This is a genomic window from Microbacterium hatanonis, from assembly GCF_008017415.1.
GTDB classification, from domain to species: Bacteria; Actinomycetota; Actinomycetes; order Actinomycetales; family Microbacteriaceae; genus Microbacterium; species Microbacterium hatanonis.
Window position 1 is genome coordinate 470,385 of sequence record NZ_VRSV01000002.1, and the last position, 22,895, is coordinate 493,279.

Annotated in this window: 22 protein-coding genes; 21 read left to right on the forward strand and 1 reads right to left on the reverse strand. The window is 71.0% G+C overall.

Features of this window, described 5'->3' with window-relative positions; genetic code table 11:
- Window position 1 precedes the first annotated feature (1 nt).
- The 21 genes from FVP77_RS12355 to FVP77_RS12455 all read left to right on the forward strand — a co-directional run bounded on the left by FVP77_RS12355 (window position 2) and on the right by FVP77_RS12455 (window position 21,747).
- A complete protein-coding gene (locus tag FVP77_RS12355; protein ID WP_187266931.1) occupies window positions 2-1,087 on the forward strand; it encodes an enolase C-terminal domain-like protein in 1,086 nt (361 codons plus the stop codon).
- On the forward strand, window positions 1,084-2,166 hold the full coding sequence (locus tag FVP77_RS12360) for a serine hydrolase domain-containing protein (protein ID WP_147894895.1): 1,083 nt from the start codon (window positions 1,084-1,086) through the stop codon (window positions 2,164-2,166). Before FVP77_RS12355 ends, FVP77_RS12360 begins: the two co-directional genes overlap by 4 nt.
- The gene (locus FVP77_RS12365) at window positions 2,163-3,806 is read left to right on the forward strand and encodes an ABC transporter ATP-binding protein (RefSeq protein ID WP_147894896.1); all 1,644 of its coding nucleotides are present in this window, start codon (window positions 2,163-2,165) and stop codon (window positions 3,804-3,806) included. Before FVP77_RS12360 ends, FVP77_RS12365 begins: the two co-directional genes overlap by 4 nt.
- 5 nt (window positions 3,807-3,811) lie before the next feature.
- On the forward strand, window positions 3,812-6,634 hold the full coding sequence (locus FVP77_RS12370) for an FAD-binding and (Fe-S)-binding domain-containing protein (protein ID WP_246134096.1): 2,823 nt from the start codon (window positions 3,812-3,814) through the stop codon (window positions 6,632-6,634).
- Window positions 6,631-7,770 carry an N-acetylglucosamine-6-phosphate deacetylase gene (locus FVP77_RS12375; RefSeq protein ID WP_246134097.1) on the forward strand — a complete coding sequence of 380 codons (1,140 nt, stop codon included), beginning with the start codon at window positions 6,631-6,633 and terminating at the stop codon, window positions 7,768-7,770. Before FVP77_RS12370 ends, FVP77_RS12375 begins: the two co-directional genes overlap by 4 nt.
- A 214-nt stretch (window positions 7,771-7,984) precedes the next feature.
- Window positions 7,985-8,971: an aldo/keto reductase gene (locus FVP77_RS12380; RefSeq protein WP_147894897.1), complete on the forward strand. Its 987-nt coding sequence runs from the start codon at window positions 7,985-7,987 to the stop codon at window positions 8,969-8,971.
- Between the two features lie 144 nt (window positions 8,972-9,115).
- On the forward strand, window positions 9,116-10,132 hold the full coding sequence (locus FVP77_RS12385) for a metal ABC transporter solute-binding protein, Zn/Mn family (protein WP_147894898.1): 1,017 nt from the start codon (window positions 9,116-9,118) through the stop codon (window positions 10,130-10,132).
- The gene (locus tag FVP77_RS12390) at window positions 10,129-10,944 is read left to right on the forward strand and encodes a metal ABC transporter ATP-binding protein (RefSeq protein WP_147894899.1); all 816 of its coding nucleotides are present in this window, start codon (window positions 10,129-10,131) and stop codon (window positions 10,942-10,944) included. Before FVP77_RS12385 ends, FVP77_RS12390 begins: the two co-directional genes overlap by 4 nt.
- Window positions 10,941-11,801, forward strand: a complete 861-nt coding sequence (locus tag FVP77_RS12395) for a metal ABC transporter permease (RefSeq protein ID WP_147894900.1) — start codon at window positions 10,941-10,943, stop codon at window positions 11,799-11,801. The genes FVP77_RS12390 and FVP77_RS12395 overlap by 4 nt, the downstream gene beginning before the upstream one ends.
- Complete coding sequence (locus FVP77_RS12400; RefSeq protein ID WP_147894901.1) at window positions 11,798-12,418, forward strand: DUF2087 domain-containing protein; 621 nt, start codon at window positions 11,798-11,800, stop codon at window positions 12,416-12,418. The genes FVP77_RS12395 and FVP77_RS12400 overlap by 4 nt, the downstream gene beginning before the upstream one ends.
- Before the next feature lie 10 nt (window positions 12,419-12,428).
- Entirely contained in the window at window positions 12,429-12,842 is a 414-nt protein-coding gene (locus tag FVP77_RS12405) for a Fur family transcriptional regulator (protein ID WP_147894902.1), read from the forward strand.
- Between the two features lie 34 nt (window positions 12,843-12,876).
- Complete coding sequence (locus FVP77_RS12410) at window positions 12,877-13,848, forward strand: permease (RefSeq protein WP_246134098.1); 972 nt, start codon at window positions 12,877-12,879, stop codon at window positions 13,846-13,848.
- Window positions 13,841-14,626 (forward strand): TIGR03943 family putative permease subunit, encoded by a 786-nt coding sequence (locus FVP77_RS12415; RefSeq protein ID WP_147894904.1) that lies wholly within the window; start codon window positions 13,841-13,843, stop codon window positions 14,624-14,626. Before FVP77_RS12410 ends, FVP77_RS12415 begins: the two co-directional genes overlap by 8 nt.
- Complete coding sequence (locus FVP77_RS12420; RefSeq protein WP_147894905.1) at window positions 14,616-16,034, forward strand: hypothetical protein; 1,419 nt, start codon at window positions 14,616-14,618, stop codon at window positions 16,032-16,034. The genes FVP77_RS12415 and FVP77_RS12420 overlap by 11 nt, the downstream gene beginning before the upstream one ends.
- Window positions 16,031-16,702 (forward strand): DNA-3-methyladenine glycosylase, encoded by a 672-nt coding sequence (locus FVP77_RS12425; protein ID WP_147894906.1) that lies wholly within the window; start codon window positions 16,031-16,033, stop codon window positions 16,700-16,702. Before FVP77_RS12420 ends, FVP77_RS12425 begins: the two co-directional genes overlap by 4 nt.
- 182 nt (window positions 16,703-16,884) lie before the next feature.
- A complete protein-coding gene (locus FVP77_RS12430; protein ID WP_246134099.1) occupies window positions 16,885-18,141 on the forward strand; it encodes a hypothetical protein in 1,257 nt (418 codons plus the stop codon).
- A gap of 138 nt (window positions 18,142-18,279) precedes the next feature.
- Window positions 18,280-18,516, forward strand: a complete 237-nt coding sequence (gene rpmB, locus FVP77_RS12435) for a 50S ribosomal protein L28 (protein ID WP_116646896.1) — start codon at window positions 18,280-18,282, stop codon at window positions 18,514-18,516.
- On the forward strand, window positions 18,516-18,686 hold the full coding sequence (rpmG, locus tag FVP77_RS12440; RefSeq protein WP_013584775.1) for a 50S ribosomal protein L33: 171 nt from the start codon (window positions 18,516-18,518) through the stop codon (window positions 18,684-18,686). Before rpmB ends, rpmG begins: the two co-directional genes overlap by 1 nt.
- A gap of 2 nt (window positions 18,687-18,688) precedes the next feature.
- The gene (gene rpsN, locus FVP77_RS12445; protein WP_147894907.1) at window positions 18,689-18,994 is read left to right on the forward strand and encodes a 30S ribosomal protein S14; all 306 of its coding nucleotides are present in this window, start codon (window positions 18,689-18,691) and stop codon (window positions 18,992-18,994) included.
- A 302-nt stretch (window positions 18,995-19,296) separates the two neighbouring features.
- Window positions 19,297-19,584: an HU family DNA-binding protein gene (locus FVP77_RS12450; RefSeq protein WP_116646894.1), complete on the forward strand. Its 288-nt coding sequence runs from the start codon at window positions 19,297-19,299 to the stop codon at window positions 19,582-19,584.
- A 129-nt stretch (window positions 19,585-19,713) separates the two neighbouring features.
- Window positions 19,714-21,747 carry a bifunctional copper resistance protein CopD/cytochrome c oxidase assembly protein gene (locus FVP77_RS12455; RefSeq protein WP_147894908.1) on the forward strand — a complete coding sequence of 678 codons (2,034 nt, stop codon included), beginning with the start codon at window positions 19,714-19,716 and terminating at the stop codon, window positions 21,745-21,747.
- A gap of 13 nt (window positions 21,748-21,760) precedes the next feature.
- On the opposite strand, the gene FVP77_RS12460 is transcribed toward FVP77_RS12455, so the two are convergent.
- Window positions 21,761-22,882, reverse strand: coding sequence for a hypothetical protein (locus FVP77_RS12460; RefSeq protein WP_246134100.1), 1,122 nt, complete (start codon window positions 22,880-22,882; stop codon window positions 21,761-21,763).
- Window positions 22,883-22,895 lie beyond the last annotated feature (13 nt).

Consider the following 22,895-nt stretch of genomic DNA (forward strand, 5'->3'; position numbering starts at 1 on the left):
GATGGCTGCGCCCGACCCCGCCGGCGACGACCGGACGATCACCGGCCTCCGCGTCGAGGTCACGACCGCCCTGCTGAAGGCGCCGTTCGTCACGTCGGTTCGGCGCGCGGATGCTGCGCAGATCGTCGTCGTCGAGGCTCGTGACGCCGCGGGTCGCGTGGGGATGGGCGAGGCCGCGGTCAGCTGGCGGGTCACCGGCGAGAGCCCTCAGAGCGTGACGGCCGCGGTCGCCGGTCCGCTGTCCGACGTCGTCGTCGGCCGAGTGCCGCACGATCGCACTCTGACACAGGACATCGCCGCCGCGGTCTGGGGCAACGCCTCGGCGCGCAACGCGGTGGAGTGCGCCGTCGCCGAACTTCGATCGGCACAGACCGGCAACGCCGTGTGGCAGCGGCTGGGCGCGCGGTCTCCTTCCGTCCGCACCGATCGGACCCTCTCCGCCGCAACTCCCCGCGAACTCGCAGCGGCCGCGGTGAGGCACTGCGAGGAGGGTTTCGGGGTGCTGAAGGTCAAGGTGCGAGCGGCGGACGACACCGTCGCGGGGGTCCGGGAGGTGCGCGCGGCCGTCGGAGACGGCGTGAGGTTGCGCATCGATGCCAACCAGGCCTGGACGGCGGACGAGGCGATCCGCGTCATCCGAGAGATGGAGCGGGCGGGTGTCGACCTCGAGTTCGTCGAGCAACCCGTGGCGGCAGACGATCTCCCCGCTCTGGCAGCGGTCGCCGCCGCCGTCGAGACGCCCGTGATGGCGGACGAATCGGTCCGCACTGCGGCCGACGTCCGCACGATGGCGGAGCGGACGTCCGTCGCGCTGGTGAACATCAAACTCGCCAAGACGGGCGGGTTGGCGGCGGCAGAGCGGGCAGCGGCGGTGGCGCGCGAACACGGGATCGGCGTGGTCGTCGGATGCATGCTGGAAGGACCGGTCGGCATCACGGCCGCCGCCGGGTTCGCGGCGGCCATCGCGCCGGAGGTCGTCCACGATCTCGACGGGGCGCATTGGCTGGCCGAACCGCCGCTCACCGATCGCACCGCCACGTTCCGCGGCGACACCATCCTGCTCCCGACCGCCCCGGAGGACCGATGACCGTCTCAGCGGTGGCCCGGGCGCTCCGCGACCAGCCCGACGCCCCTCTCGGAGCGGTCGTGGGCCATGCCCGTCGTGGTCTGGTGGAGATCGCCGCCGACGGCCTCCGCACCACGGGCGGCGAACCGGTGACCGCCGGGACGATCTTCGACCTCGCCTCGGTCAGCAAGGTCGCCGGCACCACCAGTGCCGTCCACCGGCTCGCCCACCTGGGAGAGCTGGATCTCGACAGTGCGGTCAGCCGCTTCCTCCCGGGCTCCCCGTGCGATCGGCGCACGACGATCCGCGACCTCCTCACGCACCGCGCGGGCCTCTGGGAGTGGCAGCCGTTCTACCTGGCGGACGACCCGAGCCGTGCGGTGGACGTCCTCCCGTTGCGCTACACCCCCGGCACCGCGCGGCACTACTCCGACGTGGGATTCATGCTGCTCGGCCGCGTCATCGAGGCGGTGACCGGCAGCGGTCTCGCCATCGCGGTCCAGCACCTCGTGCACGGGCCGCTGGGCATGCGCAGCACCGGTTTCGGACCGGTGACCGGTGTGGTCGCCGCATCCTCGGTCGGCGACCGCGCCGAGGAGAGGATGGTGGCGACGGGAGAGCCCTACCCGATCGTCCTCGAATCGCGCCGGCCGCACCGCTGGCGGGACGAGGAGATCATCGGCGAGGCGAACGACGGGAACTGCTTCCACGCCTTCGCGGGGGTGTCCGGCCACGCGGGTCTGTTCTCCGACGCCGCCGACCTGCTCGCCCTCGGGTCGTCGCTCGCGCGCGAGGATCCCCATGACCTCTGGGGCGAGGCCGTCTCCGCCGACGTCTTCCGCGACGGACCCGACGCCGGTCAGGCCCTCGGATGGAGGAGCATGCCCATCGCACTGGAGGGCCGCCGCACGCGGATGCTGTGGCACCCGGGCTTCACCGGATGCGCCCTGGGCTTCGTCCCCGGTGAGGACCTCGCCGTCGTCCTCCTCACCAATCGGCTGTTCGCCGAGACGCCGCGACCGGTCGCCGATCTCTGGGCGTCGGCACTCACCGCGGTCCCCGACCTTGATGTTTTACCCGAACGGGAGCAATTGCCATGACCCGAACCACTGTCACCGAACCGGTGCTGCGCATCGAGAACCTCACCGTGGCGTTCCGCAGCGGTCGCGAACTGGTGACCGCCGTGCGCGACGTCACCATCCGTGTCGATCCGGGCGAGACGGTCGCCATCGTCGGCGAGTCCGGGTCGGGGAAATCCACCACCGCCGCAGCGGTCAACCGTCTGCTGCCCGAGAACGCCGTCATCGTCCAGGGGTCCGTACGGTTCGACGGTCGCGACCTGACGAGCCTTCCCGAGACCGAGATGGTGCGGCTGCGCGGTGCGGGGATCGGGTTGGTTCCCCAGGATCCGATGTCGAACCTCGACCCGCTGATGCGCGTGGGGGATCAGATCGCCGAAGCGCTGGAGGTGCACGGCTACACGACCGGCGCCGGCACCCACGAGCGCGTCCTCTCGCTCCTGGAGGCCGTGGGGATCCCCAACGCCGACCAGCGAGCCCGGCAGTACCCGCACGAGTTCTCGGGAGGAATGCGTCAGCGCGTGCTGATCGCGATGGGACTGGCCTGCAAGCCCCGCCTCCTCATCGCTGACGAACCCACGTCGGCACTGGACGTGACCGTGCAGCGGCGGGTGCTCGACCAGCTCGACCAGCTCACCGAGGAGATGGGTGCGGCCGTCTTCCTCATCACCCACGACCTCGGACTGGCCGCCGAGCGAGCCGACCGGATCGTCGTCATGCTCAAGGGCGACGTCGTCGAGGAGGGGCCCGCCGCCGAGGTTCTGCGAAACCCGCAGCACGAGTACACGCGCAGGCTCATCGACGCGGCCCCGAGTCTTGCCGTCCGCACCGAACGACCGCAGCGACCCACCCCGGAGGGCGCCTCTGCGGCACCCCTGGTGGAGGTCACCGATCTGGGCAAGGTGTTCCCCCTCCGCTCGGTCAAGCGCGGCGAACCCGACACCTTCACCGCCGTGGACGGCGTCAGCTTCAGCATCCCTCGGGGCTCGACGGTGTCGATCGTCGGGGAATCGGGCTCCGGGAAGTCCACCACCGCGAACCTCATCCTGGGGCTCGAGGACGCCACCTCGGGGAGCATCTCCTTCGACGGCGTCGACCTCGCCACCCTCCGCCGCTCGCAGATGTTCGCCTTCCGTCGACGCGTCCAGCCGGTCTTCCAGAACCCCTTCGCCTCGCTGGATCCGAGGTACACCGTCGGCGAATCCATCGCCGAACCCATGAAGGTGCACCGCATCGGAGACGCCCCCGCGCGACGCGCTCGCGTCGAGGCCCTCCTCGATCAGGTCGCGCTTCCCCGCGCCATGGCCGAGCGGCTCCCGCACGAGCTGTCCGGCGGCCAGCGCCAGCGTGTCGCCATCGCCCGCGCGCTCGCTCTGAAGCCCGACCTCGTCGTGCTCGACGAGGCGGTCTCGGCGTTGGACGTGCTCGTCCAGGCGCAGATCCTCGACCTGCTCGCGGGTCTGCAGGCGGAGCTGGGCCTCAGCTACCTCTTCATCAGCCATGATCTCGCCGTCGTGCGCATGATCTCCGATCACGTGCACGTCATGCAGCGGGGTCGCATCGTGGAGAGCGGCAGCCCCGACCAGATCTTCGGCGACCCCCAGCAGGCGTACACGCGCGAGCTGCTCGCCGCGATCCCCGGCGCCGACCTGGACCGCTGACCCCGGTGGCCGGCCGACTCCTCGACGCGCCCGTTCCGCGGGCGATCAGCGACGCGGTCGCCGAAGCGTCGCGCATCAAGACGAGGGCGATCGACCTCGCCGCGTACGCGAGCGATGCCTCGCACTACCTGATGACGCCGGAGGCGGTCATCGTCGCGGCGGATGCCGAGGAGGTCGCCCGGCTCCTGGCCGGCGCCACCGCGACGCGTTCGCGGGTGACCCTCCGATCGGGAGGTACGAGCCTCTCCGGCCAGGCGGCCGGAGACGGTCTGCTCGTCGACGTGCGCCAGCGATTCCGGGCGATCGAGGTCATCGACGCCGGCCGTCGAGTGAAGGTCCAGCCCGGCGCGACCGTGCGGCAGGTCAACACCCGCCTGGCCCCCTACGGCTACCGGCTGGGCCCCGACCCCGCCAGCGAGATCGCGTGCACCATCGGCGGCGTCGTCGCGAACAACTCCAGCGGCATGGCGTGCGGCACGGTGGAGAACACCTACGCGACCCTCGAGTCGATGGTGTTCGTGCTGCCCTCCGGCACCATCATCGACACCTCGCGCGCCGACGCCGATGCTGCACTCGTCGCCGCGGAGCCTCGGCTCGTCGACCTCCTCGAGCGACTGCGCTGTCGGGTGCTCGACAACCCCGCCTCCGTCGATCTCATCCGCCGTCAGTTCGCGCTGAAGAACACGATGGGCTACGGGCTCAACTCCTTCCTCGACCACGAGACCCCCGCGCAGCTGCTCTCGCACCTCATCATCGGATCGGAGGGAACCCTGGCCTTCGTCGCCGAGGCCACGTTCCGCACCGTGCCCGTCTCGCCACTGATCTCCACCGCCCTCGCGGTCTTCCCGACCCTGAAGGACGCCACGTCCGCACTCCCCGAGCTGGTCGCGTCGGGTGCGGCCACGCTGGAGCTGCTGGATGCGGCTTCCCTGCGCGTCGGTCAGACCCTGCCCGGGGTTCCCGATGAGATCCTCGGCTTCGCGGTGACCGATCAGGCGGCACTGCTCGTCGAGTACCGCGGCTCCGATCCCGACGCTCTCGCGGCTCAGGCGGCCCGAGGCGGGAGCATCCTGGCCGGGGTCGATCTGCACGCCGAGGCGACGTTCACCCGCGACCCGACGGCGCGGGCGAAGGCGTGGGCGTTCCGCAAGGGGCTGTATGCGTCGGTGGCCGGCGCGCGCCCGAGCGGTACGACGGCGCTCCTGGAAGATGTCGTCGTCCCCGTCGCCGCGCTCGCCGACACCTGCGAGTCGCTGCAGTCGCTGTTCGACGAGTACCGGTACGCCGAGAGCGTCATCTTCGGCCACGCCAAGGACGGCAACATCCATTTCATGCTCACCGACAGGTTCGAGGGCGACGCCGCCATCGGGCGGTACCTGGGCTTCACGGAGGACATGGTCGACCTCGTGCTCGCCGCGGGCGGCAACCTCAAAGCGGAGCACGGGACCGGTCGCGCGATGGCGCCCTACGTGCGGCGGCAGTACGGCGACGAGCTGTACGACGTGATGCGCCGCCTCAAGGACGCCTGCGATCCCGCGGGCATCATGAACCCGGGCGTGATCATCGACGACGACCCGAACGCCCATATCCGCAACATCAAGCTGGCTCCGACGATCGATCCCGAAGCGGACCGGTGCGTGGAGTGCGGCTACTGCGAACCCGTCTGCCCGAGTCGCAACCTCACGCTCACTCCGCGCCAGCGCATCGTGGTGCGCCGTGCGGCCACGGCGGCGCGGCAGCGGGGGGATGCGGATCTCGCCGACGAGCTCGACGACGACTACGACTACGACGGTGTGCAGACCTGCGCGGTCGACGGGATGTGCCAGACGGCGTGCCCCGTGCTGATCAACACCGGTGCCCTGGTCAAGCGACTGCGCCGCGAGACCGCCAGCCCGGTGACGGCTCGCGCCTGGCAGGCTGCCTCTGCGGGCTGGGGCGCCACGACCCGGGTCGGTTCCCTGGCGCTGTCCGCGGCCAAGAAGATCCCGACCCCCGTCGTCGCGGCTGCGACCACCGTGGGCCGCGCCTTGCTGGGGGAGGATACGGTGCCGGCCTACTCCGGCGAGCTGCCGGGTGGTGGTCCGTCCCGAGGGCGACTTCGAGGGAGCGTCGGCGCGAGTGAGGGCGAGCCCGTGGGCGTCTACGTGCCGGCGTGCGTGAACAGCATGTTCGGCCCGGCGGGCGACGGTCTGGGAGTCACGACGGCGTTCGTCCGGCTCCTCGAGAGGGCGGGGGTGAGACTCGTCGTGCCCGATGAGATCGAGTCGCTGTGCTGCGGGACGCCCTGGTCGTCGAAGGGGTACTCGGCAGGCGGTGATCTCAACGCCGGTCGCACCACCGCCGCGATCAGGAGGGCCTCCGAGAACGGGAGGCTTCCGGTCGTCGTCGACGCATCCAGCTGCACGGAGGGGTTCATCAACACGCTGCGCGGCGAGGACGTCACGGTGATGGACGCGGTGACGTTCGCCGCACGCGAGATCCTGCCGCGCCTCGCGACGACGCCCGTCTTCGACTCGCTCGTGCTGCACCCGACGTGCTCGTCCGTGCAGCTGGGGCTGGACGGCGACGTCCGTGTGCTGGCGGAGGCGGCGGCGGGGGAAGTGACGGTGCCGGACGCGTGGGGATGCTGCGCCTTCGCCGGCGACCGCGGCATGCTCCACCCCGAGCTGACCGCGTCGGCGACCGAGGGTGAGGCCGACGAGGTCAGGGCGATGCGGGCCGACGCGCACGCGTCGTGCAACCGCACGTGCGAGTTGGGGATGACGCGCGCGACGGGCGAGGATTACGAGCACATCCTGGAGCTGCTCGAGAAGGCGTCGCGACCGTGACCGAAGACGAACACCGGCATCCGCTCACCGTGTACCTCGACGCGACCGCGCCCGGCGGAGAGCGGGGCTGGTTCGAGATTCGGGACGGCGTCGTCACGGCGCGCGGAACCGGCTCGCCGACGCCCGCGCCCGGGCAGCGCTGCGTGCAGCTGGGGAACGCGGTGGTCACGACGACGTTCACCGACCTGCACTGCCACGGCGCGAGTGGCGTCGCCTTCGACGACGGCCCCGAGGGCGCGATCCGCGAAGCGATCGATTTCCACGGCGACCACGGAACGGGGCGGATGCTGCTGAGCCTCGTCAGCGCGCCGGTGCCGCGGTTGGCGACGCGGCTCGCCGAGGTCTCCGCCGTCCTCCCGTCGTTCGCCGAGGCCGCTGGGATCCATGCGGAAGGGCCGTTCCTGGCCCCGGGGCGCCGAGGGGCGCACGATGCGGCCGCGCTCACCGACCCGACCCCTTGGGCCGTGGAGACCCTTCTCGAGGCTTCGGACGGCCGGCTCCGCTCGATCACGATCGCTCCGGAGCTGCCGGGTGCCATCGATGCCATCGATCGGCTGACGGCCGCGGGTGTCGTGGTCGCCGTGGGTCACACGGACGCGGACTACGACCAGGCGGCGGAGGCGTTCGACCACGGGGCGTCGCTGCTGACCCATGCCTTCAACGCGATGCGGCCGTTCCTGCATCGTGAGCCGGGGCCGATCGGCGCGGCGATCGACCGCGATCACGTGGTTCTGGAGGCGATCGCGGATGGCCACCACATCCACGACTCGGCCCTCCGGCTGCTGTTCGCGGCCGCGCCCGGCCGGATCGCCCTCGTCACCGACGCCATGTCGGCAACGGGCTGCGCCGACGGCGACTTCGCCATCGGGGAGCTCGACGTGACCGTGACCGGCGGCGTCCCCTACCTCGCGGGGACCACGACGCTGGCCGGTTCGACCCTCACCCTCGACGAGGCGGTGCGTCGGTCGGTTCGCGCCGGGATCCCCGTCGCGCAGGCGGTGGCCGCCGTGACGGCCGTCCCCGCGGCGCTGCTCGGCGAGCCGGAGCCTCGGGTCGACGTCGGCGCCGCGACCGCGGATCTCCTCGTCGTCCACCAGGACGGATCGGTCGTGGCGTTCGACGCGGCGACGGCGTGAGCCGCAGACACTCCCGAGGGTGCTCGTTTCCGCCATTCGAGCCCGAAAGAACCGGCACCATCGGCAGAACCGGGCACCCTCGACGTGCGCCGGGGTAATGACAGTGCCTCCCGTGAAGGCGGCGACCTCCGTAGCGTCGTCACCAGCGAGACGCGGATGCGGCGCCACCCGGCGCGCACGACCGCCGCGCGGGACGCGAGAGACGAGGATCACGATGCACGCACGCACACTGGGCCAGGGTCTGGAGGTCTCGGCGGTGGGTCTGGGCTGCATGGGCATGTCGCAGAGCTACGGTCCGAACCCCGGAGATCGCGGTGAGATGATCGCCGTGCTGCGCTCGGCGGTCGAGTTCGGGGTCACGTTCTTCGACACCGCCGAGGTGTACGGTCCCTACGTCAACGAAGAGCTCGTCGGCGAGGCGCTCGAGCCGCTCCGCGCCGACGTGGTGATCGCGACGAAGTTCGGCTGGAAGATCGAGGGCGGCGCGAGCGTGGGGCTCGACAGCCGGCCCGAGCAGATCCGCCGGGTCGCCGACGCCTCGCTGACGCGCTTGCGCACCGACGTGCTCGACCTCTTCTACCAGCACCGCGTCGACCCCGACGTGCCCATCGAAGACGTCGCCGGCACCGTCGGCGAACTCGTCGCCGAGGGCAAGGTGCGTCACTTCGGCCTGTCGGAGGCGTCTGCGTCGACCATCCGCGCGGCGCACGCCGTGTTCCCGGTCTCCGCCGTGCAGAGCGAGTACTCCCTCTGGACCCGCGACCCGGAGAAGGAGGTGCTGCCGACGCTGACCGAACTCGGCATCGGGTTCGTGCCCTTCAGCCCGCTGGGCAAAGGGTTCCTCACCGGAACGGTCGACACGTCCACGACGTTCGCCGACGACGACATCCGACGCCGGGTACCGCGTTTCGAGGAGAGCAACATCGCGGCGAACACGGCGCTGGTCGACCACGTCCGCGCCCTCGCCGCCCGGAAGGAGGCGACGCCCGGCCAGGTTGCTCTCGCGTGGCTTCTCGCGCAGCATCCGCATCTCGCGCCGATCCCCGGCACGCGTCGCACGTCGCGCATCGAGGAGAACGCCGCAGCGACCGCCCTCGCCCTCTCGGCCGATGAGATCGCCGACCTGAACGGGCTCGCCGACCGCATCGGCGTGCAGGGCGACCGCTACAACCCGCAGCACATGGCTATGGTCAACCGCTGACATCGCATCCCATGCGTGGGAGGGTGCCCGATTCCGCCAATCGTGCCCGGAAGAACGCGCACCTCCGGCGGGAACGGGCACCTCCGTGCGCGCATCCGCGTAGTTGAGTTTGAGAACGATTATCAGTAGTCCTATAGTGGGCGGGTGACCCGGAACCGACTCCTCCTCCCCGCAGCCCTCGTCGCCGCATCCGCTCTCGCCCTGGCCGGTTGCGCCGGAACATCGGACTCCGCGGGCTCGGCCGCGACCGACGACGACGGCCGCGTGCAGATCGTCGCCTCGACCAACGTGTACGGGCAGATCGCCGAGGCGATCGGCGGCGACCTCGTCGACGTCACCTCGATCATCGCGTCGGCCTCGCAGGACCCGCATTCCTACGAGCCGAGCGCGCAGGATCAGCTCATCGTCAGTCGCGCCGACCTGCTGATCGAGAACGGCGGCGGCTACGACGCCTTCGTCGACGCGCTGATCGAGTCGTCGGGCGTCGACGCCCCGGTGATCACGGCGGTGGAGTACTCGCATGACTGGCCCGAGAACGCTGGCCACGACGCCGAGAGCACCGAGACCCCCGACGCAGAGTCTGACGACCACGCCGACGACGACGGCCATGACCACGCCGATCACGACCACGTCGAGGGCTTCAACGAGCACGTTTGGTACGACCCGCACACCATCGAGCACGTCGCCGAGGCGATCGCCGACGAGCTGACGACCCTGCTCCCCGACGACGCCGACGCGATCTCGACCAACCTCACCGCCTTCACCGACGGCGTGGCCGGCATCGAAGACGCCCTGGCCGAGGTCGAAGCATCCGACGCGGGCGCCGGGGTGTTCGTGACCGAACCGGTCCCCGGCTACCTCGTCGCCGCCGCGGGCTTGACCGTCGTCACGCCCGAGGCCTTCAGCGAAGCCGTCGAGGAAGGCCAGGACGTTCCCCCGGCCACGCTCCTCGAGGCGCTCGACCTGGTCGCGTCGGGCGACGTGCGCGTCGTCATCACCAACGCTCAGACCGGCGGGGCCGAGACGACCCAGGTCGTCGACGACGCGGACAGCCGCGGCATCCCGGTGATCCAGTTCGCGGAGACGCTCCCCGAGGGACAGACTTACATCTCGTGGATGGACGAGAACGTCGCGGCTCTGGCCGACGCCCTGGCGAGGTGACGTCCGACTCGCCTCTGCAGATCAGCGGCGCAGCTCTGCGCCGCGGGGATCGTGAATTGTGGAGCGGCCTCGACCTCGACGTCGCCCCCGGTGAGTTCATCGCCGTCCTCGGCCCGAGCGGGTCGGGAAAGACGACGCTGCTCCGCGCGATCCTCGGTCTCGAGCGCCTCAGTTCGGGCAGCATCCGGGCCCTCGGCAGCGAGGTGCGCCGGGCGGGCAACCGCCGCATCGGCTACGTGCCCCAGCAGCGTCCGCTCCCGCCCGAGACCTCATTGCGCGGGCGCGATCTCGTCGGCCTCGGCGTCGACGGGCATCGCTTCGGTCTGCCGTTCCCTCGGCGCGGCGACCGGGAACGCGTGCGCGAGCTCGTCCGCGCGGTCGGAGCCGAGGGCTTCGCCGACCGCCCGGTGGGCGAGCTATCGGGCGGAGAGCAGCAGCGTCTGCGCGTCGGGCAGGCGCTCGCCGACGACCCGGGGCTCCTGCTCTGCGATGAGCCGCTGACGAGTCTCGACCTCGCCAACCAGCAGGCGGTCGTGCGTCTCATCGACCATCATCGGGCGCGCTCGGGCGCGGCCGTGGTCTTCGTCACGCACGACATCAACCCGGTTCTCGAGCACGTCGATCGCATCCTCTACATCGCCCACGGCCGGTTCATGCTCGGCGCCCCCGACGAGGTGCTGAACTCGGCGGTGCTCAGCGACCTCTACGACGCGCCGGTCTACGTGCTGCGGGCGGGCGGGCGGCTCGTCGTGGTCGGCGCGCCCGACGCCGACGACGCCCATCACCATCACCACGACGAGGAGCCCGAATGAACTGGGCCGACGTGGGAACAGCGCTCTTCGGCGGCGTCGCCGATTACGGCGAGATCCTCGCCCTGGTGTGGAACTCCGTCATCGCCGGTGCGGTGCTGGGGCTCGTCGGCGGGCTCATCGGCGTCTTCGTGATGCAGCGCGACATGGCCTTCGCCGTGCACGGCATCAGCGAATTGTCGTTCGCGGGCGCCGCGGCGGCGCTCCTCATCGGGGTCGACGTCGTGACGGGTTCGATCGTGGGCTCTCTGATCGCGGCCGGACTCATAGGGGTGCTCGGAGCGCGCGCGAGGGACCGCAATTCGATCATCGGCGTGCTCATGCCGTTCGGCCTCGGACTCGGCATCCTCTTCCTCTCGCTGTACAACGGGCGAAGCGCCAACCGGTTCAGCCTGCTCACCGGGCAGATCGTGTCGGTGCAGACGGGGCAGCTCGGGTGGCTCATCGCGCTCAGCGCCGTCGCTCTGCTCGCGCTGCTGCTCATCTGGCGGCCGCTGCGCTTCGACTCCCTCGACCCGCAGTCGGCGGCGGCGCGGGGCGTACCGACCACCGCCGTCTCGCTCGTCTTCATGCTGTTGCTCGGCCTCGTGGTCGCCGTCGCGGTGCACATCATCGGCGCCCTGCTCGTGATGGCGCTGCTGGTCACCCCCGCCGCCGCGGCGATGCGCGTCGCCTCCGGTCCGGTGGCCGTGCCGGTGCTCGCCGCCGCGTTCGGATTCATCTCGGCGGTCGGCGGCATCCTGCTCGCCGTGGCCGGCACTCTGCCGGTGAGCCCGTACATCACCACCATCTCGTTCGTCATCTACCTCGTGTGCCGCATCGTCGGCGCGCGCCGCGGTCGGGTGACCCGCACCGCATGACGACGGCAGACCAGAACGCCTGGCGGCCGGCGATCGCGGCGCTGGCCAACGACACGACCCGCGAGGTCTACGCCCGCATCGTGCTGGGCGCCTCGCGCGGCGACGCCGTCGCCGGCGTCCCCGTCCCGCGGGCCGATGCGGCGATCGCCGCGCTGGTCGGGTCGGGCCTCGTCGCCGAGCGAGACGGAGCGTTGGTCGCCGACGCGACCGGACCGAAGCGGATGCTGGCGACCGCCGCTGGGCGACCGACCGGCATCGATCGGTTCCTGCGGCCCGACGGGCGCGTCGACCGCTACCCGTCGAAGGCGAGCGAGCGGGCGGAGCTGCTCGCGCACGTGGCGGAGAGGGTCCTCCGTCCGGGCGAGGTCGTGACCGAGCGCGAGCTCACCGGGCGTCTCGAGCGTTTCGCCGACGACGTCGCCCTCCTCCGTCGCCATCTCGTCGACCACGGCGTGGTCGAGCGCACCCCCTCGGGCTCGGAGTACGCCCTGGCCCCCAGCATCCGTGAGACACCGGTTGCGGCCGAGACGCCCCGCCAGGCCGTGGGTCTCGGCTCGGAAGCGACGTCTGGGCCGGGGGACGCGGCGTCCGGGTCGACGTCCAGCGAGCGCCGGTAGAATCCCGGCCATGACCCAGCGCAACACCTGGCAGCGCGAACGCGTGCGTGAAGCGCTCGCCGACGCCCGCGGGTTCGTCAGCGCTCAGTCGCTGCACGCCACCCTCCGCGACGACAACACCGGCATCGGTCTCGCGACCGTCTATCGCGCCCTCGCCGGGCTCGCCGCCCAGGGCAACGCCGATTCGCTGCAGAGCCCCGAGGGGGAGAACCTCTTCCGCGCCTGCGCGACCCCCGGCCACCACCACCACCTGATCTGCCGCTCGTGCGGTCTGGCCGTCGAGATTGAGGCCGACGACGTCGAGGAGTGGGCGCAGCGCACCGCAGCGACGCACGGCTTCACCCAGGCGGAGCACATCGTCGACATCTTCGGCCTCTGCGCTTCGTGCGCCGAGGCCCGCGCGAGCGAGCGTGCGGGGCAGTAGCGCGACCGCGACACGGCCGGCCTCGCGATCCCGCGTGGCGGTGCCGCTCGCGCTCGGCGTGGCCGCGATCGCCGCCCTGTTCGCGATCGACGCCTTCGCCCCGCAGCTGTTCAGCGCCTCGTTGCCGACCAGGGCGCAGGACGCGGTCACGCTCTCGCTCAGCGTGCTCATCGAGTCGCTGCCGTTCGTCGTGCTCGGCGTGGTGCTCTCGATCGTCGTGCAGGTGTGGGTTCCGCCAGGTGCGATCGAGCGCTGGATGCCACGCCGGGCGTGGGCGCGTCGCGCGGTGCTCTCGCTCCTGGGCATGTTCATCCCGGTCTGCGAGTGCGGCAACGTGCCCTTCGCGCGCGGCCTGCTGATGCGCGGCTTCACCGTGTCCGAGACGCTGACCTTCCTGGTCGCCGCGCCGATCGTGAACCCGATCGTCATCATCACCACGCACGCCGCGTTCGGCTTCGACGACAACATCCTCATCGCCCGCCTGATCGGCGGCTACCTCGTCGCGAACCTCATCGGCTGGTTGTACAGCCGCCATCCGTCGCCGGATGCGCTGCTGACCGCCCGGTTCCGCGAGACGTGCGAGCTCGTCACGACCGAGTCGGGCGGGAAGGGCCGCCGCTCGCTCGCCCAGTTCGTGGTCGAGCTGCGCTCGGTGATGCCGGCGCTCGTGATCGGTTCGGCGCTCGCCGGAGCCGTGCAGATCCTGGTGCCGCGCGACACGCTCGTCGCGATCGGCTCCGACCCGGCACTGTCGATCGTCGCGATGATCGTGCTGGCGCTCGTCGTCTCGATCTGCTCGAACGTCGACGCGTTCTTCGCACTGTCGTTCGCCGCGGCCTTCACGCCCGGCTCGCTCGTGGCCTTCCTCGTGGTCGGTCCGATCGTCGACCTCAAGATGCTGGCGCTCCTGCGCACCACCTTCTCGACCCGCGTGCTCGTGGGGATGACGGTCACCGTGGTGCTCTTCGCCTTCGCCCTCGGAACGGTGGTGAACCTCGGTGCGTAACGCGGGATTCGTCGGCACGCGCTGGCTCGGAGTGGGCCTCGCCTCCTGCCTGGCCGTGGTGACCATCGCGCTCTGGCTCACCGGGCGCCTGGCGCTGTACATCAACCCCGACTCGGCCTGGTTCGCCGTCGGCATGGCGGTGCTCCTCCTTGTCGGGGCCGTCGCGAGCTTCGCGCTCCCGCTCGGCGCCGAGGAGGACCACGGTCACGACCACGGTGACGCCGACGGTCATGAGCACGCGGACGACGATGTCCCGCATCCGCACCCCTCCGCGCGCCCGGTCGGCGCCGTCGCACTCACCGGCGGCCTCGTCGCCTCGGGTGTCGTGGTGACGATGCTCGTCGCGCCGCCCGCCTCGCTGTCCGCCGAGCTCGCGATGTCACGAGACGTCGGGGCGCCCCCGCTGTTCGCCGGGGCCGACGTCATCACACTGGCCTCGTCGGGCGATACCGCCGAGTTCGGGGTCGGGGAGTGGGCCAGCGTGTTCGCGACCGCGACGAACCCCGACACGTTCGACGGCGACGCGATCGCGCTCACCGGCTTCGTCACGCCGAGCGACACCGGCTCCGGGTTCGACCTGACCCGCCTCGTCATCACGCACTGCGTGATCGACGCGCAGCCGGCGACGCTGCCCATTGCCTCGACCGCGGCGGTGCCCGAGACGGGTCAGTGGGTGACGGTCACCGGCACGGTGCGCTCCACTAGCAGCGGAGCGCTCGAGATCACTCCCGACGAGGTCGTGGCGATCGACGAGCCGCAGGACCCGTATGAGTACTGAAGCCCCGTCGCGCCGGGCACGAGGGCACCGGCGTCGCAGCCGCGCCTTCCTCTCGGCCTTCGCCGCCGTGCTGGGCGTTCTGGTGCTGGTCGGTGCCGCGGGCGCCGCCATCGGCATCGTGCAGGGCCCGCGGGTGACGAAGGTGCAGGTCGATCCGGGCGGCGCCGTCGCCGCCTCCGGTTCGCGGGTCATCCTCGAGACGACGCAGGCCCTGAGCGAGGTGGATGCTGCGCAGGTCACCGTGGATCCGGCGACGCCGTTCACGGTCGACACCTCCGGGCGCAGCGTCGGGGTGCGCTTCACGCTGCCGCTGCGCGACGACACCGACTACACGGTCACGATCGCCGATGCCTCCGGGCGCGGCGCCGGGCCCGCCTCCACCCTGACGACGACGTTCCGAACGCCCGCGCTGCAGCCCTACCTGCTGCAGCGCGGCGGCGACGAGGGCGACACCATCTTCCGCACGGGGTTGGGCGGTGACGCGGTGCCCGTGTTCACCCACTCCCACATCGAGGACTATCGCGCGACGGCTACCCACCTCGTGGTGTCGGTGCGCACCGACGACGACCGACCAGCGATCCTCGTCACCGGCCCCGACGGCGAGGACCCGCGAGATCTCGAGCTGCCCGGCGACGGCTTCGTGTCGAACCTGCAGAGCGCCGACCGCGGCGAGACCATCGGCTTCACCTTCTCCGACGCCGACCTCGGTGCCGGGGGCGGTCGCGAGGCGGCCCTGTTCACCACGTCGGTCGCGACCGGTGCGGCCGACACCCCTCCGCAGGAGGTCGACCTCGGCGGCGACGTCCGCGTGGCCGAGTGGCGGTTCGTGCCCGACACCGACAGCATCCTCGTGCTCACGTTCGACGGTCGGCTGCTGCTCTCGGGCGCCGACGGGGCGAACGCCGCGCCTCTGGGCACTGCCCTGTCGATCGACGGCATCGCGCGCGGGTCGTCGGAGGCGGTCGTCGAGCGCCTCGAAGGCATGCGGGTGGTCGACCTCACTGACGGCGGCGAGCAGCCCCTGGTCGAGCCGACGCCGCCGATCGGGTCGCTGGGTGCGGTCACTCCGATGCCGGGTGAGGGTGCCGGCACGATCCGCACCTACGCCGAGCTGTCCGACGACGGTGCGTTCGTCTCGACCGTCGTCGCGCGCGTGACCGACGACGGCACGGCCACCGTGCTGCTCGACGCATCGGCCTCCGACTCGGTGCTGCAGACCTGCGTGTCGGCGAGCGGACGGTACGCCGCCGTGCTCGTCGCGCCGAGCGCCGCGAGCAACCCCTACGACCGTTACCTCCTGCCGCTGCCGACGCGCCTGCAGACCCACGTGGTCGAGATCGACACCGGCACCGAGGTCTCGGTGCTCGACGGCTTCGGTCTGTCGTGGTGCCAGGTGCCGCCGGCGTGAGCGCCCTGCGCCCGGCGCGCCGCGCCGACCTCGACGGGCTCCCGGCCGACGTCGCCCCGCGCCTGTTGGGCGGGGTGCTCGAGACCGTGATCGCGGGGGAGCGGGTCGCCGTGCGACTCACCGAGGTCGAGGCCTATCACGGCCTCGGCACGGGCCCCGTCCCCGACCCCGGGTCGCACGCCCGCATGGGCCAGACCCCCCGCAACGCGACGATGTGGGGCGAGCCCGGACACCTGTACGTCTACCTCAGCCACGGCATCCACTCGTGCGTGAACGTCGTCTGCGGTGCGGAGGGCGTGGCCGGAGGAATCCTGCTGCGCGCCGGCGAGATCGTCGAGGGGGCGGATGCGGCGACCCGGCGCCGGCTCGCACGCCGCGGCGTCGTACGCTCGCCGAGGGAGCTCGCCAGCGGACCCGGGCGTCTGGGCGACGCGGTCGGGTTGAAGCATCCGATCCACGACGGCATCGACGCGATCGAGCCGACCGAGAGGGCGGGTGCCGTCGCATCCCTGCGGGTGCGGGAGCAGCCGCTCGCGACCGTCGTCTCGGGTCCAAGGGTGGGCGTGGCCGGGATCGCGGGCACCGAGGCGTTCCCGTGGCGGTTCTGGATCGCCGGCGACCCCACCGTCTCGGCGTTCCGCTGGGGCCGCGGCGCGCGCGACGCCTGACCCCGCCCTGCCCCCCCCCGCCCGGGCCCGACCCGGCCGACACGACCGCGAGACTTCATCCCCGCTTCGAGACTGCGCTCCTGGGCGGCAGTCTCGTAGCCCGGGTGGAGTCTCGCGGTCTGAGGTGCTGGGCGGGGCCGGGGGAGGTGGGCGTTCAGGTCGCTCGGATAGGTTGGCTTCTCGTGTCGCGAGAACTTCGGAATATCTGGTTGTGGTTCCTGGGCGCTCACGCGCTCGTCGTGGCGCTCGGGTTCCTGCTGTGGAGTCAGCCCATGGGCGACGTCTACAACGTCTACGAGCCGTGGTCGAACCAGGCCCTCGGCGGCGGCGGCATCGTGGGCATCACGGTGGCGTGGGTGTATCCGCAGGTCGCGCTCGTGCCGATGCTCGCCGCGCACCTGTTCTCGTGGATCGCCGGATACACGTTCGGGTGGGCCGTGCTCGTCTGCGTGCTCGACGCGGCGGCGTTCGCCTTCCTCGTGGGCCGGGGCCGCTCGCGGGCCCGCATGGCGGGAGCCCGCGTCTGGCTCGTGCTGTTCGTCCTCCTCGGTCCGATCGGCATGTACCGGATCGATGCGATCACCGTCCCCCTCGCGATCGTCGCGCTGCTGCTCGCGATCCGCCACCCCGCCGTCTCCTCGGCCATCCTCACCATCGGAGCCTGGATCAAGATCTGGCCGGCCGCCGTGGTCCTCGCCCTGACGATCGCCGCCCGCAAGCGCTGGTGGGTCGTGGTGGCATCGGCCGGAGCGACCGCCGCGGCCGTGGTGCTCGTGATCGTCGCGCTCGGCGGCGCGGGAAACCTCACCGGCTTCATCACCGCGCAGGTCGGTCGGGGCCTGCAGATGGAGAGCACCGCCGCGACCCCCTTCGTGTGGCTCGCCGTGTTCGGCGTCAACGGGGCCAAGGTGGCCTTCGACGACGAGATCATCACGTTCGCCGTCTACGGTCCGGGCGTCGACACGATGGCCGCGCTCCTCACGCCGCTGATGGCGCTGGCGGTCGCGGCGGTCTGTATCGTCGGCGTGCTCAAGGCCAAGGCCGGGGCGCGGATGCTGCGCCTCCTCCCGCCGCTGACGCTCACGCTCGTGCTCGTGCTCATCGTCTTCAACAAGGTCGGCTCGCCCCAGTTCGTCGCGTGGATCATCGCGCCCTTCGTCCTCTGGGTCATCGTGGACCGCAGCGGTATCCGGCGCGGCCTGCAGTACGCCGCGATCACGGCGTTGCTCACGCAGGGTGTGTACCCGCTCGTGTTCGACCTCGTCCGTGTCGCGAACCCGATCGGCGTTGTCGTGCTCACCGCGCGCAACGTCATGCTCGTCGTCCTGCTGGTGTGGGTCGTGCAGCAGCTGCTGCGGGTTCCGACCGAGCGATCGCGCGTCGCCCATATCGCAGCATCCGGCGCTCGCAGGGCCGACGCGCCGCCCGTGCTAGACTGACTCTTCGTCTGCGCGCACTCCAGCACGCAGTACGCACCCCTCCCTCATCGAACAGCCTCTTCGGCTGCGCGCGAGCGGGGTGCAGACAAGGGATCTTGGGTGGCACCGTCCGGTGTCACGGTACTAAGGAGAATCACTATGGCAGCAGTGTGCCAGGTGACCGGCGCTGTTCCCGGCTTCGGTCACAACATCTCGCACTCGCACCGCCGGACGAAGCGCCGCTTCGACCCGAACGTGCAGCGCAAGACCTATCTCGTTCCGTCGCTCGGTCGCAAGATCACGATCAACGTGTCCGCGAAGGGCATCAAGGTCATTGATGCTCGTGGCATCGAGGCAGTCGTCAAAGACATGCTCGCAAGGGGTGTGAAGCTCTGATGGCTAAGAAAGCACAGGACGTTCGTCCGATCATCAAGCTGCGTTCGACCGCGGGCACGGGGTACACCTACGTGACGCGCAAGAACCGCCGCAACAACCCCGACCGCATCGTGCTCAAGAAGTACGACCCCGTGGTCCGCAAGCACGTCGACTTCCGAGAGGAGCGCTAAACATGGCAAAGAAGAGCAAGATCGCGCGCAATGAGCAGCGCAAGGTCATCGTCGCCCGCTGGGCCACGAAGCGTGCCGAGCTGAAGAAGGCTCTGGTCGACCCCAACTCCACCGACGAGCAGCGCGAAGCCGCTCGCGTGGGCCTGCAGAAGCTGCCCCGCAATGCGTCGCCCGCCCGCGTGCGCAGCCGCGACGTCATCGACGGCCGCCCCCGCGGTGTGCTGACGAAGTTCGGCATCTCGCGTGTGCGCTTCCGCGACATGGCTCACCGGGGCGAGCTGCCCGGCGTGACCAAGTCGAGCTGGTAACAGGTCGACGGTCCCCGTGACCGACTGAACCGCTGGAAGGGCGGGATCTCCTCAGGAGATCCCGCCCTTTCTCGTTCCCGCCGCCGGAGACGTCGGCGGGAGGGCGGGACCGAGCCTCAACAGCCCCATTCGTCACACCAGCCCCGCGACACGGCGTCCGAATGCGTCACGAGCCCCGGAAATACGCGGTTCTCCCCGGGATCGTTGATACATTCGAGGCGGTCGATCCGACCACCCGGAGGCATTCCGCCTCCGTCCGAAGAAATAAGGGGCGGCGTCTGCCGCCTTGGAGGACAACCCCAATGGCTGACAAGTCCATCACCAAGACCGAACTCGTCGCGAGCATCGCGAGCGCCACCGGCCAGAGCCAGTCCGCCGTGTCGGGCGTGCTCGACTCCCTCTTCTCCACCGTCTCCGAGGCGGTCGCCAAGGGCAGCAAGGTCTCGATCCCCGGCTGGATCGCCTTCGAGCAGGTCGAGACGTCGGCTCGCACGGGCCGCAACCCGCAGACCGGCGAAGAGATCAAGATCCCCGCGGGCAAGCGCGTCAAGGTCACCGCCGGCTCGAAGCTGAAGGCAGCCGTCAAGTAAGACGACATGACGCTCGCCGCGCGACAGCGTGGCACCAGCGCTCCAGAGGGGGGATGCTTCGGCATCCCCCCTCTGCTGTGTCCACCGCTTCCCGGCTCTGTCGCGTTCGCGCGCGAATAAGCTTGCACAATGACCACGACCACTCCTCGCGGCACCACCGCGCCGCGCGGAACGTCGGGAACACCGACATCGTCGGCCCGCACGCTCCGCGTCGCGGGTCTCGCGATCCTCCTGGTCGTCTCGGCCATCGCTCTCGTCGGCGGCCTCGTCTACGGCGGCGGCGCGGCGCCGCTGCTCATCGGCGACGCCGGCCCGGTCGTACGCTGGGGCCTTCCCGCCGCGAAGCTCGTCGTCAACCTCGCCGCGGCGGGCATGCTCGGCTCGCTCGTCCTCGCCCTCTGGGCGTTGCCGGCGGGCCAGCGCGGTTTCGACACCGCTCTCGACACCGCCTCGATCAGCGCGGCGATCTTCACCCTCGCGTCCGCTGCGACCGGGTTCCTCACGTTCGTCAACACGATGAACGCCGTCCCCAGCGCGGACGCCGTGTTCGGCCAGCAGCTGGGCCGGTTCCTCGTCGAGGTCGAGCTCGGCCGCGCCTGGCTCATCACCACGATCGCCGGCGCGGTGCTGACGGTGCTCACCTTCGCCGTCCGGTCGTGGACCCCCACCCTGTTCGTCGCCCTTCTTGCGATCGTCGCGCTCGTGCCGATGGGAACGCAGGGGCACGCGGGTGAAGAGGCCAACCACACCCTCGCCGTCACGGCGCTCGTCCTGCACATCCTCGCGGCGGCGGTCTGGCTGGGCGGCCTCGTCCTCCTCGTGGTGGTGCGCCCCGTGCTCGAGAAGGGCGCGCTGAAGGACGTGCTGCTGCGGTACTCGAGTCTCGCGCTCATCGCGTTCGTGGTCGTCGCGATCTCGGGCACCGTGCGCGCCTCGATCGGCCTCGGCGGATGGGAGCAGCTCGGCTCGCCCTACGGGATCCTCGTGATCGTCAAGGTCGTCGCGCTCCTGGGGATGGGCGTCCTCGGTGCGTGGTACCGCGTGCGCCTGATCTCCCGTCTGCCCGACAGCGGAGCATCCCGTCGGTTCTGGGGCCTCATCGCCCTCGAGCTCGGCTTCATGGGCCTCGCCAGCGGCGCGGCGGCGGCGCTCGCGCGCACCCCCACCCCGGGCGACGCCATCCCGGTGGTCCAGACGCCCGCAGAGGTGCTCACCGGGGCGCCTCTCCCGCCCGAGCTCGACCTCAACGCGTGGCTCACGACCATCGACGTCGACCTGCTCTGGGCCTTCGCCGTCGGGTTCGGCCTCTTCTTCTACCTGGCGGGCGTCGTCCGCATGCGGCGTCGCGGCGACGCGTGGCCGATCCACCGCACCGTGTCCTGGGTCGCGGGGATGCTGCTGCTGCTCTGGGTCACCGCGGGGCCGATCAACGCCTACCAGGACTACCTGTTCAGCATGCACATGATCGGCCACATGCTGCTGAGCATGGCGATCCCGCTCCTGCTCGTGCTCGGGGCTCCCGTGACGTTGGCCGCGCGGGCGATCCGCAAGCGCGACGACGGCACGCGCGGCGGACGCGAGTGGATCCTGTGGGCCGTGCACAGCCCGGTCTCGAAGGTGCTCACCAACCCCTACGTCGCCGCGGGGCTCTTCATCGGATCGCTCTGGGCCTTCTACTACAGCGACCTGTTCCGGTGGTCGCTCTACGACCACATCGGCCACGAGTGGATGGTCGCGCACTTCCTCATCACGGGGTACCTCTTCGTGCTCTCGCTCATCGGGATCGATCCGGTGCCCTACCGGCTGCCCTACGCGATGCGCCTGCTGGTGCTCATCGCGGTCATGGCCATGCACGCCTTCTTCGGAATCGCGATCATGATGCAGACCGGCCTCTTCGTCGCGGAATGGTTCGGATCGATGGGCCGCACGTGGGGGGTGTCGCCCCTCGAGGACCAGTACCTCGGCGGCGGTGTCGCGTGGTCGGTGGGGGAGATTCCCACGCTGATCCTCGCGATCGCGGTCGCGATCCAGTGGAGCCGGTCGGACGAGCGGATGCAGCGCCGACGCGATCGGCAGGTCGACCGCGCCGGCGACCCCGAGCTCGACGAGTACAACGCACAGCTCGCCGCTCTCGCCGAGCGGGATTCCCGCGCCGCGCGCTGACCGGTCGGCCGGTCTACGAGGTGCGGTTGCCGCCGACCTTGATCGATGCGGTGCCGTCGGGGAGCACCTCGACCGACCCGTTGATGACGAACGGCACATCCTCGGTGACCGTGCGCACCGATCCGTCGTAGAGCGAGCGGATCTGCACCTCGACGCGGGCTACGGCATCGGCCTGGGCGATGCTCCAGCCGGCGCCGTCGGGGGTCACCGTGATGGCGGGGTGCTGCACGATCGACCATGCCGGAAGGCTGATGATGCGGTTCTGCACCGTGAGGCCGAACGGACAACCGGTCGGTTGAAGCACCTGCTGGGTCGCGCAGTCGGCGAGGAACCCCTCGACCCGCTGCTGCACGACGTCGACGAACTCGGTCGTCGCCTCCGCCTGGATGCGAACCGGGATGGCGGCGGAGGGCAGGTCTGCGAGCACCGCCACGCCGGGCGTGGCCGAGATCTGCGTGTCGACGTCGACGGAGTAGATACCGGGCGAGAAGACGAGCAGCGGCACGGCTGCGAGCGGGTCGGCGTCCACACCGTCGGCCGAGACCTGGCGCTTGTCGACCTCGAAGCCGTTGACGGCGAAGCGCATCGACCCGGTGACGACGAGATCCATGACGGCGAGCGGACTCTTCGCGAAGGTCCAGCTCGGCACCACCCCGATCCAGCCGTCCTGAGCGACCTCGAACGTCGATGTCCCGCGGTGCCCGCCCGCGACGTACTCCACGGTCACGCGGGTGGTGTCGCCGGATGCCTCCTCGGAGACGCCGACCACATCCGTGAGCGACGACAGCGCGGCGCTGCGCAGGAGTGCGTCCGATGCGGTGGACGCAAGCCCCGCCGCCTCCAGCTCGGCCGCGTCGAGGTCGACCCCGGGCACGGCCAGCGCGTCGGCTGCTCGGCCGTCCGAGAGGAGGTCGAGATAGCGCAGCACGAAGGCGGTCGGGCTGTACAGCTCGCGGTAGAGCGTCACGCCGCCGGCGGCCAGCGCGGCGAACAGCAGGACGGCCACGACGCCGATCGCGCCGAGCTCGAGCCCCAGGCGCCGCGGACGCCGGTCGGGCGTCGGCGGGGCGGGCGGTGCGGACAGCGTCCCGCTGGGGGCCGCCGGCGCCGCAGTCCCCCCGAGCTCGTGGTTCACCTCCTCAGTCTAG

What these genes read in the sequence shown, in the direction of transcription:
- FVP77_RS12355 (WP_187266931.1), top strand. Translation starts at nt 2, where the DNA reads ATGGCTGCGCCCGACCCCGCCGGCGACGACCGGACGATCACCGGCCTC.
- FVP77_RS12360 (WP_147894895.1), top strand. Translation starts at nt 1,084, where the DNA reads ATGACCGTCTCAGCGGTGGCCCGGGCGCTCCGCGACCAGCCCGACGCC.
- FVP77_RS12365 (WP_147894896.1), top strand. Translation starts at nt 2,163, where the DNA reads ATGACCCGAACCACTGTCACCGAACCGGTGCTGCGCATCGAGAACCTC.
- FVP77_RS12380 (WP_147894897.1), top strand. Translation starts at nt 7,985, where the DNA reads ATGCACGCACGCACACTGGGCCAGGGTCTGGAGGTCTCGGCGGTGGGT.
- FVP77_RS12395 (WP_147894900.1), top strand. Translation starts at nt 10,941, where the DNA reads ATGAACTGGGCCGACGTGGGAACAGCGCTCTTCGGCGGCGTCGCCGAT.
- FVP77_RS12400 (WP_147894901.1), top strand. Translation starts at nt 11,798, where the DNA reads ATGACGACGGCAGACCAGAACGCCTGGCGGCCGGCGATCGCGGCGCTG.
- FVP77_RS12405 (WP_147894902.1), top strand. Translation starts at nt 12,429, where the DNA reads ATGACCCAGCGCAACACCTGGCAGCGCGAACGCGTGCGTGAAGCGCTC.
- FVP77_RS12420 (WP_147894905.1), top strand. Translation starts at nt 14,616, where the DNA reads ATGAGTACTGAAGCCCCGTCGCGCCGGGCACGAGGGCACCGGCGTCGC.
- rpmB (WP_116646896.1), top strand. Translation starts at nt 18,280, where the DNA reads ATGGCAGCAGTGTGCCAGGTGACCGGCGCTGTTCCCGGCTTCGGTCAC.
- rpmG (WP_013584775.1), top strand. Translation starts at nt 18,516, where the DNA reads ATGGCTAAGAAAGCACAGGACGTTCGTCCGATCATCAAGCTGCGTTCG.
- rpsN (WP_147894907.1), top strand. Translation starts at nt 18,689, where the DNA reads ATGGCAAAGAAGAGCAAGATCGCGCGCAATGAGCAGCGCAAGGTCATC.
- FVP77_RS12450 (WP_116646894.1), top strand. Translation starts at nt 19,297, where the DNA reads ATGGCTGACAAGTCCATCACCAAGACCGAACTCGTCGCGAGCATCGCG.
- FVP77_RS12455 (WP_147894908.1), top strand. Translation starts at nt 19,714, where the DNA reads ATGACCACGACCACTCCTCGCGGCACCACCGCGCCGCGCGGAACGTCG.